This window comes from Kosakonia cowanii JCM 10956 = DSM 18146, from assembly GCF_001975225.1.
In the GTDB taxonomy this organism is placed as follows: Bacteria; Pseudomonadota; Gammaproteobacteria; order Enterobacterales; family Enterobacteriaceae; genus Kosakonia; species Kosakonia cowanii.
The window spans coordinates 1,739,845-1,752,636 of record NZ_CP019445.1 but is presented as its reverse complement, the minus strand read 5'-3'; the positions used below and the strand labels follow the sequence as shown (position 1 = coordinate 1,752,636).

At 59.0% G+C, this 12,792-nt stretch carries 13 protein-coding genes and 1 pseudogene; 5 read left to right on the top strand and 9 right to left on the bottom strand.

What is annotated here, in order from left to right:
* Positions 1–88: 88 nt before the first annotated feature.
* Together nepI and BWI95_RS08110 are read right to left on the bottom strand one after the other, a co-directional pair.
* The gene (gene nepI, locus BWI95_RS08115; RefSeq protein ID WP_042715086.1) at positions 89–1,273 is read right to left on the bottom strand and encodes a purine ribonucleoside efflux pump NepI; all 1,185 of its coding nucleotides are present in this window, start codon (positions 1,271–1,273) and stop codon (positions 89–91) included.
* 96 nt (positions 1,274–1,369) lie between these two features.
* Complete coding sequence (locus BWI95_RS08110; protein WP_054803550.1) at positions 1,370–1,822, bottom strand: DUF1198 domain-containing protein; 453 nt, start codon at positions 1,820–1,822, stop codon at positions 1,370–1,372.
* Between the two features lie 157 nt (positions 1,823–1,979).
* On the opposite strand from BWI95_RS08110, the gene BWI95_RS08105 reads away from it, so the two are divergent.
* Positions 1,980–4,013, top strand: a complete 2,034-nt coding sequence (locus BWI95_RS08105) for a DUF4034 domain-containing protein (protein WP_076769299.1) — start codon at positions 1,980–1,982, stop codon at positions 4,011–4,013.
* 153 nt (positions 4,014–4,166) lie between these two features.
* Here BWI95_RS08105 and ilvN read toward each other — a convergent pair whose 3' ends face one another.
* The 3 genes from ilvN to ivbL form a co-directional block, all read right to left on the bottom strand.
* Positions 4,167–4,451, bottom strand: coding sequence for an acetolactate synthase small subunit (gene ilvN / locus BWI95_RS08100; RefSeq protein ID WP_076769298.1), 285 nt, complete (start codon positions 4,449–4,451; stop codon positions 4,167–4,169).
* Between the two features lie 3 nt (positions 4,452–4,454).
* Complete coding sequence (gene ilvB, locus BWI95_RS08095; protein WP_076769297.1) at positions 4,455–6,143, bottom strand: acetolactate synthase large subunit; 1,689 nt, start codon at positions 6,141–6,143, stop codon at positions 4,455–4,457.
* A 105-nt stretch (positions 6,144–6,248) separates the two neighbouring features.
* Positions 6,249–6,347, bottom strand: coding sequence for an ilvB operon leader peptide IvbL (gene ivbL, locus BWI95_RS23275; protein ID WP_124966939.1), 99 nt, complete (start codon positions 6,345–6,347; stop codon positions 6,249–6,251).
* Positions 6,348–6,364: 17 nt separating this feature from the next.
* Between ivbL and BWI95_RS23610 the strand changes: the two genes are divergently transcribed.
* From BWI95_RS23610 to emrD, 4 genes and pseudogenes are all read left to right on the top strand, one after another.
* A complete protein-coding gene (locus tag BWI95_RS23610) occupies positions 6,365–6,694 on the top strand; it encodes a hypothetical protein (RefSeq protein ID WP_156884899.1) in 330 nt (109 codons plus the stop codon).
* A gap of 168 nt (positions 6,695–6,862) precedes the next feature.
* Positions 6,863–6,958, top strand: a complete 96-nt coding sequence (tisB, locus tag BWI95_RS24010) for a type I toxin-antitoxin system toxin TisB (RefSeq protein ID WP_076769296.1) — start codon at positions 6,863–6,865, stop codon at positions 6,956–6,958.
* A gap of 119 nt (positions 6,959–7,077) precedes the next feature.
* A complete protein-coding gene (locus BWI95_RS08080) occupies positions 7,078–7,911 on the top strand; it encodes a DMT family transporter (RefSeq protein WP_054803557.1) in 834 nt (277 codons plus the stop codon).
* A 177-nt stretch (positions 7,912–8,088) separates the two neighbouring features.
* Positions 8,089–9,272, top strand: a pseudogene (gene emrD, locus BWI95_RS08075) (multidrug efflux MFS transporter EmrD).
* Here the strand turns inward: emrD and BWI95_RS08070 are convergent.
* The 4 genes from BWI95_RS08070 to BWI95_RS08055 all read right to left on the bottom strand — a co-directional run bounded on the left by BWI95_RS08070 (position 9,175) and on the right by BWI95_RS08055 (position 12,749).
* The gene (locus BWI95_RS08070; protein ID WP_208864607.1) at positions 9,175–10,263 is read right to left on the bottom strand and encodes a cellulase family glycosylhydrolase; all 1,089 of its coding nucleotides are present in this window, start codon (positions 10,261–10,263) and stop codon (positions 9,175–9,177) included. The pseudogene emrD and the gene BWI95_RS08070 sit on opposite strands and share 98 nt — an antisense overlap.
* Before the next feature lie 94 nt (positions 10,264–10,357).
* On the bottom strand, positions 10,358–10,708 hold the full coding sequence (locus BWI95_RS08065) for a DUF202 domain-containing protein (protein ID WP_054803545.1): 351 nt from the start codon (positions 10,706–10,708) through the stop codon (positions 10,358–10,360).
* Positions 10,698–11,045, bottom strand: a complete 348-nt coding sequence (locus BWI95_RS08060; RefSeq protein ID WP_042715102.1) for a YidH family protein — start codon at positions 11,043–11,045, stop codon at positions 10,698–10,700. Before BWI95_RS08060 ends, BWI95_RS08065 begins: the two co-directional genes overlap by 11 nt.
* 33 nt (positions 11,046–11,078) lie before the next feature.
* On the bottom strand, positions 11,079–12,749 hold the full coding sequence (locus tag BWI95_RS08055) for a putative transporter (protein WP_054803544.1): 1,671 nt from the start codon (positions 12,747–12,749) through the stop codon (positions 11,079–11,081).
* Positions 12,750–12,792: the final 43 nt, after the last annotated feature.

Sequence of the window (12,792 nt, the reverse complement as noted above, 5' to 3'; positions counted from 1 at the left end):
CGGCATAAAGCACGATGGCGGCTGCGCCTTATCGGGCCTGCGCGAATTGTAGGCCGGGTAAGCGCAGCGCCACCCGGCATTTTGAGATTTAGGCTCTGACCTTCACTTTTGCTGCCACCAGCAGCGCGGTGAGCAGCATCAGGCCGCCGGAGAGCATCAACGGCGAGAGCAGGCCGTAATGATCGAGGGCGAAGCCGCCAATCGCCGCGCCGCAGGTATTCGCCAATTGAATAACCGCCACCTGAATTGAACCGGCTTTCTCCGCCTGGTCGGCAAGGGTACGGGTGATCCACGTTGACCAGCCCACCGGAATCAGGGCGAAGCCCAGCCCCCAGACAATGGCGATCCCCGCCGCCACCACTTTATCGCTGCCCCACAAAATCAGCACCAGCGCGCTTATCGCCAGCGTCAGCGGCGCAAGGGCCAACGTCATTTTTACCGAGCGCTTCATCACCACCGACGAGAATGAGGTGCCGACGAAACTGGCGATACCAAAACTGAGCAGCACCAGCGTCAGCCCATCGACGCTGAAACCGGCAAGGGTCGTATAGACCGGGCGAATGTAGGTGAAGAAGGAGAACTGGCCAGCGAAGACCATGAAAATCGCCAGCATTCCCGCCGCAACGCCGGGGCGTTTCAGCAGGCCAAACATATTCTGATGCTGCTCGGTCTGGCCTGGCAGCGACGGCAGCGCCATCCACACCCAGATAATGCAGGCCACGCCCATCAGCGCTGCGCCGTTAAAGACGTTACGCCAGCCGATAATCCCGCCAAGAAAACTGCCCAGCGGCGCGGCAATCACCAGCGCAATCGACACCGCGCCAAAGATGACCGACAGCGCTTTCGGCACCGTGCGCATCGGCACTAAACGCATGGTCAGCGAGGCGGACATCGCCCAGAAGCCGCCAAGCGCCAGCCCGAGGCAGGCACGCCCGACTAACAGCAGGGTAAAACTGGTGGCAAACGAGACCAGCAGGCAGGAGAGGGTCAGCAGCAGCGCAAAGGCGAACACCACATAGCGGCGGTCGGTGGTGCGAATAATGCTGGTAATAAACAGGCTGGCGAACATCGCCACAAAAGCGGTCACGGTGACGGTTTGCCCGGCAAGCCCTTCGGAGACGCCCAGGTCCAGCGCCATCGGCGTCAGCAGGCTGACCGGCAGAAACTCAACGGTGATCAAGCATGCTACACAGAAGGCCACGGCGAAAACGGCGGACCAGTTCGGCCGCGTGACCGGATCGGCTGAAGATTGCGCCATACTTTGCTCACTCATTGATTACCTGCTTAATTGTTAAACGTGAAAGTCGCGCAGTGTAACATTCATAAAGTGTGACGCAATTAACAATTCGGCAACTCTTCAGCATCGCTATCAGTGCAGCCAATAGACGCCCTCTTCCGGTGCGAAAAGCGCGTTGTAGCGCATCTGGAAATTGCTCAGTTCGGCTTTATCCGGATCGATTTCACGCAGAAAGCCGAGCGCCAGGCGTAATTGCGCATCGGTGATCGGTGCCGCAAGCCGCGCTTTCTGCATCAGCCGGTGCCAGTAGTGAAAATTTTGCTCGCCGCTATCGACAATCGCCACTTGCCAGATCAGCAGCAGTTGCGCCGCGTTTTGCAGGTGCGCTTCATCGGGACGCGCTAAATAGCGCAGAAATTCATTGCCCGCAGTTTTGCCCATCTGATCAATCATCGACTCCACCGGCACGGGTTGAATATTAAGCCGGTCGGTAAGACGGCGGATCGCACGGCGGGAATCGGAGGTTAACACCCGAAAACCAATCACAAAGACCACCACCAGCGTGGCCAACATCAACCAGATCATACGTTCTCCCGCAGCGAAAAGAGGCTCATCATACGGGCAAAGCGGCGTCGACTAACAGCGCTAAGTGCGCTCAAACACCTAAATCAGGGGTTTGTTCTTGCCGGCTTTTTTCGGGACAATGGGCAACATTTTTTTCACATCTCCCTTATGAGGCACCATGATTTCACTGGATGAGATTTTTTCTGTCCGCCAGCAGTTGCGCGATTTGATGCACGCCGGGGAGTTTGAAGCCCTTACTCGCTACTATGCGGCCGCCGAGGCGCGCTGGCAGCAGGATCGCGATGATGCATTTTTTCCCATCATCAGCCAGTACACCTTTCTCTTTACCCCGCAGTTGTATAGCGAAGAGAAGATCGTCGAACTGCTGACCGCCTGGCATCAGCAGCAGCCGCAGGCCCATTACCCCTGTGCGATGCTGGCTCAGCGCTGGCTTAACATCGCCGGCGACGCGCGCGGCGGCCACTACGCTGACCGGGTGACGGCCACCCAGTGGAGCCGCGCCCGCATCAGCAGCGATCTGCTCTTTTACTGGGCGGCGAAGGCGATCTCCCTGAATAACCAGACGCCTTATCTCTATTACCTACTGCTAACGGCGAGCGGGCACTTTAACCAACCCGCGTGGTTCGAGGAGCCGCATCAGCCGATAGTGCTCGATCTGAGCGCTTATTCAGACGCGGCGCTGGCCTTTGCCCGCGAAAAAGGCGGTTTACCGCTCTCCAGTGAGCCAATTTACACCGGTCTGCCCGTGGCCGATGAGCAGGAAGCGGAGATGCCGCCGCTTTACTGGCTCAACCGCGCGCTGGAGTGCGACCCGCAAAGCATGCCGGTGCGCGAGCAGTTTATCTATTACCTCTACCCGCGCTGGTACGGCGATGATGAGCATGTCGCCATCGACAACTTTTTAGCCAGCAACTACTGCACCGTGCTGCCGGACCTTAAGCGCAACAAACTCTACAGCGTGAAGTGGCTGGATAAGCTCGGCAACCCCGAGCACTGGCCCGATAAGCACAGCGGCAAAGCGATCGGCGCGTTCGATGAAGAGTTCCAGCAGATGCTGGCCCTGCCGATGGAGCCGGAAGATAAGGCGGCGCTGCACCTCACCTGCCTGGACACCTACGTCCACTTCCTGCTGGACGACGATTACACCTTCTACGCCCATAGCCCGCTCTTCGCGCGGCGCATTTATGAGAGCATTGAGTTTATGCTCAACCACGGCTCAGTCCGGCTGCTGTTTGCCCAGGAAGGGGCATTGCTCTTCTGGCTGCTGTCGGTGCTGTGCCATAAAGAGTACGCGCTGCAAGATGAGAAGGGGCTCTTCCCGCGCTATATCGCGCTGACCGGCGCGCGCTGCGAAAACGACGCCGAACTGCTGCTGAGCGCCTATCTGCGTTTGCAGACGCTGGAGGGTGTTCATCTTCCTGGCCCGGCAGAGCCGTGGCTTGCGCGCCTGAAGCAGACGGACGATCGCATCGGGCCGGACAAGCTCAACGTGCTGCTCAACCGTCTCTGCTTCTTCCAGCAGAAAGCGCAGGCGCAGGGCTTTTTAACGCTGCTCGCCGAACATGACGTGATCCCCGCCCTGCTGCTGTTAAGCGACATCCATAGTGGCCTGGCACCGGTTGCCGCGACCAATTTGCTGATTACGCCATCCGCAGAGTCGGCGGCCGTAGCGCTTGATCGCGCCTGCCAGAACCGCTCGCCGGAAGCACTGTTCCGCAAAAGCCGCATTCTGGAAGCGCAGCACGGAAGAGAGGCCCAGCCCGAGCGCCTGAAGCTGTTAGAAGAAGCGACCCGCAGAGGCCACGCGCTGGCGCATTATGATTATGCCTGTGCGCTCTTCTGGTCGCGCGATGTGGAGCATCAGCGGCTGGCGGTGGAAAAAGTGTGTGCGGAGGTGCTGCTTGAGTCGCGTGTTGAAGAGGAGAAGCTGGCCTATATCGCCTATCTCTACGCGTTTGGCGTGCTGAATCAACGCGGCGGTATGCGTAAAAATGTCTGGCTGTTTATCCGCTGGATCAACTACGCCATCGAGCTTTGGCCGGACGAGCACTACCAAAAAATGCAGCAGTTCTTCGAATCGCGCTACGTCAACTTTTTAGTGGTTCGCTTCCTGGCGAAGCGCGATAAGAAGCGGGCACCCGAGTGGCAAGTAGAATTACTGGGCAAGCTTGGCGTACTGGAGGATGAGTAATGTCTTATATCGGTTATATCCTGTTCATCGTAGTACTTGTGGTCGTCGGCGTGAGAACCAATAAGAAGTCGCGCTACTACCTCAGCACTCCGCTGCCGCGCAAAAAATAGGGCGTAGCGCGCCGCCTTAACGGGCGGCGTGCCGCTTTAGCGCTTACTCAAAAAAGAGCCCCAGCTTATTGAACACGCCGGGATCGCTCTGGTGACGGATGATCTGCACCACATCTTCCAGCTTGTCGATCTGGCTTATCATCTGCTCCAGCCGCTGATCGTTGGCGACCTGGAGCCAGATGCGGCTCTGCTCGCCGTTTTGGAGCGGCAGGCAGAGAATGCCCTCCACGTTGAATGCCCGCCGGGCAAATAGCCCGCAGACGTGGGTCATTACGCCCGGGTGGTTACGCACGGTGAGTTCAAGAATGACGTTATCAGTGCTCTGCATGGCTTATTCCCCCACCATTTCTGTATTCGCCGCGCCCGGCGGCACCATCGGGTAGACTTTCTGTTGCGGATCGATGCGCACATGCACCAGCGCAGGTCCTGGGCGGTCAATAATCTCCTGCAACGCGGCCTGCGGATCGGCGACGGCGTTTAAATCGCAGGTATGCAGGCCAAACCCGGCGGCAATCTGCACAAAGTTAACCATGCCCGGATAGGTCGCGGCAAAGACGCCGGATTTGTAGAACAGGCTCTGCTGCTGATGCACCAGCCCCAGCGCCTCGTTATTCATCAGGATGATTTTGACATCGAGATTGTTTTCCGCCGCCGTCGCCATCTCCTGAATATTCATCATCAGGCTGCCGTCGCCGGAGAAGCAGATCACCTTCCGCTCCGGGTTCGCCAGCGCCGCGCCGATCGCCGTCGGCAGGCCAAAGCCCATGGTACCGAGGCCGCCGGAGGTGAGCCACTGGCGCGGTCGATTGAACGGATAAGCCTGCGCCGTCCACATCTGATGCTGCCCGACGTCGGTGGTGATAATCGCCTCATCATCAACGCAGGCTGCCACCGCGTTAATCAGCCCGTAGTGGCTTAAGGGATCGCTGTTCTGCGCAATGGAGGAGGGGAACTCCGCTTGCAGCTGTTCGACGGTGTTGCGCCAGGCGTGGCGCGCGCTCGCCTCAATCTGCGGGATCAATACGTCCAATACTTCGCCGACATCGCCCTGGATCGCGACATGCGCCTGCTTCACTTTCCCCAGCTCGGCGCGGTCGATATCGACATGAATAATCTTCGCATTCGGGCAGAACTGCTCGGTCTTGCCAATCGCCCGGTCATCAAAACGCGCACCCAGCACAATCAGCAGATCCGCCTCTTGCAGAATAAAGTTAGTGCTGCGCGCACCGTGCATACCGAGCATGCCGAGGGAGAGCGGGTGGTGCTTCGGCAGCATGCCGAGCGCCATCAGCGTCATGGTAGTCGGCAGGCTGGCTTTCTCCGCCAGCAGGCGAATTTGCTGCGGCGCATTGATCACCCCGCCGCCCAGGTAGAGCACCGGGCGCTGCGCGGCATTGATCATCTCCGCTGCAGCGCGCACATCCTGCGCATTCCACGCCGGAGCCGGTGCTTTAATGCCCGGTTCTGGCAGCTCGCTTAAGGTGATTTCCGCAGTCTGCACATCTTTAGGAATATCTATCCACACCGGGCCTGGACGGCCGGACTGCGCAATGCGAAACGCATCGCTGATAACCTGCGGCAGTTCGGCAATGTCGCGGACCAGATAGTTGTGTTTAGTGATGGGGATAGAGATGCCGTAAGTGTCCACTTCCTGAAACGCGTCGGTGCCGATCATTGAAGCGGGCACCTGGCCGGTAATGCAGACCAGCGGGATGGAGTCGAGGCGCGCGTCGGCAATGGCGGTAACCAGATTGGTCGCACCCGGCCCGCTACAGGCGAGACAGACCGCCGGTTTTCCCTGCGTGCGTGCCATTCCCTGGGCGATAAAACCGGCACCCTGTTCGTGGCGGGCCAGCACGTGGCGAATCTGCGTGCTTTGGCTCAGGGCATCGTACAGCGGCAGCACGGTGCCACCCGGAATGCCGGTAACGGTGGTGATGCCCTGTCGTTCCAGTAAATGAACAATCAGCTGCGCGCCGGTGTAGCGCGTGGATTGAGGAGTGCTTTCCGAACTTGCCATGCTCCAGTCCTTCTTATTCTGGGCCGACTTTCCGGGAGAGATAAAACAAGAAACCCCGCCCGGTTTGCGCCGGCGGGGTTTTGGAATCGTGTGTTGTTCCGGACCCTACGGCGCATTGCCGACGACCACCACCACACGCACGACGACCACCGCGGCGTTGTGCGCGGTTTTTAGTAGGTTCATCGGTTTAGTGGCAGCGTTCATGGGGGACCTGTTGTTGTGTGAACAATTTTTATGTCATTAACGAGATTTATACAAACACAGGAATCATTCGCCGACAACTGCTTTTTACGCACCGGCAGCAAAGTGGGCCATTGATCACATTTCTTATTGCCGAAATGAAAACAAAAAACCCCGCCGGAGCGAGGTTTTTTTTGCAGCTTTTTGCGGCTGGTGACCGCAAGCACACTGCGTTACGTCAACAGCGGAACTATACGCTATATCGTCCGGTTGCGCAATTTTTACACATAACCATCCGCATTAAGTATGGCTCAATGGCGCAAAAACAACCAATAATTACTGTATATAAATACAGTATTCACATATACTGATGTTGCGCATCTGTGTGGGGGCCGCAACTACGGCGCGCTAAGTCCTGGCTGAAACGGGTGGTGCCGTCAGCGCCTTAACCCCTTGAGAGCACACTGCGTTACGCCAACAACACGGCTGATAACAGGCAGCGGAAAGGTAAGTCAGCCGGTGCTCCTTTACCTGAGGAGATGCGTATGGGCCAGACGGAGATGGTTATCCTGATCCTGAAACTCATTGTTGCCTTGTTGCAACTACTTGAAGCAGTCCTGAAGTTTGTTCGTTAACTCAGGTTCAAGTCGCACCAAAGGGGGGCGGGCAACCGCCCCTCTTTAATATTCGCGTTCTGGCGCGCCTTGCGCCGGTCATGTTACATTTTGGTGACATTTCCCGTGCGCAGGTCGCCATGACGCTTTCGGTTTTCTGCATTCTGCTCTTCGCCGCGCTGCTTCACGCCAGCTGGAACGCCATCGTCAAAGCGGGCAGCGATAAGCTCTATTCCGCCATCGCCGTGAGCGGGTTTGCCGCGCTAATTGCGCTGATATTGCTCCCTTTTTCTCCCCAGCCTGCGCTTGCCAGCGCGCCCTACCTCGCACTCTCCTGCGCCCTGCAGGTGGTTTATACCGTGCTGGTCGCCAAAACCTACCAGGTCTCAGAGATGAGCCAGACCTACCCGCTGATGCGCGGCACCGCGCCGCTTCTGGTAGCGTTAGTCAGTGTGCTGTTTCTCGGCGACGCCCTAAGCGCGGTGGCGTGGAGCGGGATTGCGGTGATCTGCCTGTCGATTCTCGGCATGGCATTTAACGGGCGCAGCCAGTCGCGCACCGGGATCTGGCTGGCGCTGCTCAACGCCTGTTTTATCGCCAGCTATACGCTGGTGGATGGCACCGGCGTACGCCTCTCCGGCACGGCGCTCGGGTACACCCTCTGGACCTTCTTCCTCAACGGTTTCTGCCTGCTGCTATGGGCGATGGTGGCGCGCCGCCACGCGGTTTCCCGTTATCTGGTTGCTAACTGGAAATCAGGGCTGCCGGGCGGTATCGGTACGCTCGGCTCCTACGGCCTGGCGCTATGGGCGATGACGCAAGCACCGCTGGCGGTAGTGGCTGCGCTGCGCGAAACCTCGATACTTTTCGGCGCGCTGTTAGCCTGCTTTGTGCTCAAAGAGCGCGTGGCGGGCGTGCGCGTTGTCGCCGCCTGCGGTATTGCCGCCGGTGCGATCCTGCTGCGCCTTTCGTAGATCATTCTGGCAACAAAAGTTGCCGATAATTGTTTAGAAATCCTGCCTGGCAGCCTCTGCCAATTACTTAGTCACCTGGTGGCTCATCTCGCGCCTTGTGGTAGATTCCTCCACAACCTGGGCTGCATTGCAGCCATATATTCTATAATTCTTCACTTTTGAAAAGTAATCATCGATATGAAAAGGCAGAGAAACGTCAATTTGTTATTGATGCTGGTGCTTCTGGTCGCGGTCGGCCAGATGGCGCAAACCATCTATATTCCGGCGATGGCCGATATGGCGCACGATCTGGCGGTGAGTAAAGGGGCGGTGCAGAGCGTAATGGCGGCCTACTTGCTGACCTATGGCATCTCGCAACTCTTTTACGGCCCGCTGGCCGACAGAGTGGGACGCCGTCCGGTGATCCTCGCGGGCATGTCGATTTTCATGCTGGCGACGCTTATCGCTATCACCACCAACAGCTTACTGGTGCTGATCCTCGCCAGCGCCTTACAGGGCGTCGGCACCGGCGTTGGCGGCGTGATGGCGCGCACCCTACCGCGCGATCTCTATGCGGGCAGCGAACTTCGGCATGCCAATAGCTTGTTAAATATGGGTATTCTGGTCAGCCCGCTGCTGGCACCGCTGATTGGCGGCGTGCTCAACACGCTGGTGAACTGGCGCGCCTGCTTTATCTTCCTGCTGGTGCTGTGTGTGATTGTCACCTACAGCATGGCGCGCTGGATGCCGGAAACGCGCCCGGTAGATGCGCCGCGCTCACGGCTGATCACCAGCTATAAAACCCTGCTCGGTAACGGCGCGTTTAGCTGTTATCTGCTGATGCTGATTGGCGGCCTGGCGGGCATCGCGGTGTTTGAGGCCTGCTCCGGCGTGCTGATGGGCGGCGTGCTGGGGCTGAACAGTATGATGGTGAGCGTGCTGTTTATCTTGCCTATTCCGGCAGCGTTTTTCGGCGCGTGGTTTGCCGGGCGGCAGAATAAGCGATTCACCACGCTGATGTGGCAGGCGTCGCTAAGCTGCCTTCTGGCCGGCATCCTGATGTGGATCCCCGGTATCCTTGGCGTGATGACTATCTGGACCTTAGTGGTGCCCGCCGCGCTCTTCTTCTTCGGCGCCGGGATGCTCTTCCCGCTGGCAACCAGCGGCGCGATGGAGCCGTTCCCCTTCTTAGCCGGTACGGCGGCGCGCTGATTGGCGGCCTGCAAAATATGGGTTCCGGCGGGCTGGCGTGGCTCTCTGCGCAGCTGCCGCAAAACAGCCAGTTTAGCCTTGGGATGCTGATGACGCTGGCCGGGCTGCTGATTGTGTTGTGCTGGTTGCCGCTGGCGTCGCGCCCTGGCCACCACGAACAGGCGGTTTAACCTCATGATGGCCCGGCTTCTGCTCGGGCTTTTCGCAGGTTGGCGTAATCATCTCTTTTAGCAGCGGCGCGGGCGCAGGCCGCCATGCGCCCTCTTCCCCATCATAAAATTGCGTATCGGCATTAATCGCATACGGGATTTTCGCCCGGTTCAACTCGCACGCCATAAAACGGGCGAAGGCCATCTGCGAGGCGGTCGGCGCATTTTTTATCGACTCACCCACCGCCCAGCCACCGACCCAACTGGCGTGACCGGTTTTTTGCTGCCAGCGCAGCGCCGCAGCGATACGGGCGCGGATCGCCGCTTTTTCTGCCGCTGTGCCGGAGGTCCACGGGTATTTGCCGTTACTTTTTAGCGGCCCCCACGGAAAGATATGCCACTCCGCCAACAGGTAGTTCTGGCTGTGCGCAGGCAGCCGCAGCGAGGCGAGATCCTCAGGCGCGGCGCGCAATCGCGGGGCGATGAAGATCATGCGCTGGGCATCAATCTGATGCAGGGTGCGCACCACATTGTCGTAAGTGCGATTTAAGGCGGGCAGATCGCGGTTCAGTTTGTCGGCAGGTTCATAAATCACATCAAAACCGAGCGTCGGATGCTCGCTGCCAAAAAATTGCCCGACCGTTGTCCACCAGGCCACCAGCTGCGCTTCGGTTTTTGCGTTGGGCTCGGCTTTAAAGCCATCGGCCTGATACGCGATGATCGGCGTTACGCCATAGGCTTCGCAGGCTTCGACCAGCTTACGCAGGTGAATCAGCCGCGCTTCGGTCATATTATCCGCCACGCGAATACGGACATGGCGAATGCCGGCGTTATAAAAATCACGCACCACCAGCGGGTCAAATTCGCGGATGCCGCGCTCGGTGCGCGCCCAGTCAACGTCCATGCCGACGCCCAACTGCTGCGCGTAACGCGCCGCCGTCAGCGGCGTATCGGCGGCATACACAGCGGTTGCCGCCAGCAACATAACAACAGCAATCAGTGGCTTTAACACGGTTGACCTTGCGAAAATCGGGGGTGATTACATGTATTTAGCATGCTTTTGCTCAGCACGCGTAGCGGCAAAGCGTAATAAATTTTTCCCGCACTCAGAGCAGAAGCCATAACTGGCGAATATGGGTAACGGCGAACAGCAGGGCGAGAGAGAAGACGCCAAGGGCAATAAGCAGCTTGTCACGCACGCTGCCGGGCAGCGCGAAGTCACCGACGTTCACATCCATTCGCTGCCGCAGATGGGTATAACGCCAGAGAATACCCGCCACCAGCGCCAGCAGCGCGAGGGAGATCCAGAACGGCGTGCCCGATTGCTGCCAGTTATGCTTTACCGCCAGCGCCATCAGCGCGCCATAGCCGAACAGCGTGCGCAGCCAGGCGAGCGAGGTGCGCTCCGGCTGCAAACCAGGGTCGACAGCGCGGCGCGCTTTACGGCTATCCGGCATAGAACACCAGCACCATCACCACTGCGGCGACCGCCGCCAGCGCCACACTGATGAGCAGCAGCGTGCGGGTGTAGGGCAGATCCTCTTTTAAGCGCATCGCTTTCTCATTACGCAACCAGCGCAGATAGCCATACAGCGCCAGCGCGCCGGCGAAGAGGCAGAGCAGCAGCGCCAGCGTTTCGCGGATCAGCGGCGTGGCAAACTGCGGTGCAAGCTGATCGAGGCCAACGCCCGCGGCGAGAAAGCCCAGCGCGGTGCGGATCCAGGCAAGAAAGGTGCGCTCGTTGGCCAGCGAAAAGCGGTAATCGGGCGCTTCGCCGACGCGGGAGATTTTCATCAACACTCCTTATAAAGCAGGCCGTTCGCCAGGCTAAAACGCCTGGCCCAGCCCCCAAAATAGCACCGCCAGGAGTTGAGGGGTAATAATGCGCAAAAACATCACCAGCGGATAGACCGTCGCATAGGAGAGCGCCGCCGCGCCGCTGGTGGCATGCAGGTTATTGGCGAAGGCCAGCGCCGGTGGATCGGTCATCGACCCGGCCAGCATACCGCAGAGGGTTAAGTAGTTCATGTTGCCGAGCATCCGCGCCAGCACGCCGACGGTCAGCAGCGGAATGGCGGTAATAAAGATGCCGTAACACATCCACGTCACGCCTTCGCCGTGAGTTAGCGTGGCAAAGAAATCACCGCCGGACTTCAAGCCGACAACGGCCAGAAACAGCACAATGCCAAGCTCACGCAGCGCCAGGTTGGCGCTCGGCGGCATAAACCAGTAGAGCTTGCCGATGGTGCCGATGCGCCCGAGGATCAGCGCCATAATCAGCGGCCCGCCCGCCAGACCAAGCTTTAAGGCCACCGGAAAGCCGGGAATAAACAGCGGCACCGAGCCGAGCAGCACGCCGAGACCGATACCGATAAACACCGGCAGCATCTGCACCTGCTGTAATTTCTGCTGCGCGTTGCCCACTTCGCTGGCTACGGCCTCAATCGCCGCCGGTCGGCCAACCAGATTGAGGATATCGCCAAACTGCAGGCTGGCGTCGGAGCTGGCCACCAGCTCCACCCCGGCGCGATTGAGGCGTGAAATCACCACGTCGTAGCGCTCTTTCAGTTGCAGGTCGCGGATCTTTTTCCCCAGCACTTTTTCGTTGGTCACCACCACCCGCTCAACGCGCAGATCGGTGCCGCGCGTTGAGAGCGAGGTCTCCACCTCTTTGCCAATCACCACCTGGGCGTTATGCAGATCGCGCGGCAGGCCGACCAGGTGCAGCAGATCGCCCGCCTGAATTACCGTGGTGGGCGAGGGCACCATCAGCAGCTCGTCCCGTTTCAGCCGTGAACAGATGATTTTGTCGCTGTTGAGTAGCGGCACATCCTGAATCGCCATATTGTTGAGGTTGCTGTTTTCCACCCGAACATTGATGGTGCGAATATGCGAGACGCCGCTATTGAGGGTGGCGTCGTGCTTGCGGGCCTCCTCATCCACATTGACGCGAAACAGCACCCGCAGCAGCCACATGCTCAGCAAAATGCCGCAGATACCGAACGGGTAGGCCATCGCATAGCTGGTGCCCATTACATCCAGCTGTTCGGCGGGCAGGCCCAAATCGCGCAGGATCTGCTGCCCGGCACCCAGGGCGGGCGTGTTGGTTACCGCGCCAGAGAAGATACCGAGCACCACCGGCAGCGGAATGGCGAAGAGTTTATGCAGGATCGCCGTGACCAGGCCGCCCAGCAGCACAATCAAGATGGCGAAGAGGTTGAGGCGCAGCCCCGAGACGCGCAGCGAGGCGAAGAACCCAGGCCCGACCTGGATGCCAATGGTGTAGACGAAGAGGATCAGGCCGAGCTCCTGCACAAACAGCAGCATCGGGCCGCTTAAGGTAATCCCCAGCCGATCGGCGATGTGGCCGACAATAATCCCGCCAAACAGCACGCCGCCAATGCCAAAGCCGATGCCGCGTATTTTGATGTTGCCGATCCACAGCCCAACCACTGCCACCAGCGCCAGCATGCTGACCATTAACGCTATCTCACTCATGATCGAATCCCTTTCCATGATGATTAGGCTAATTCTCGCAGAG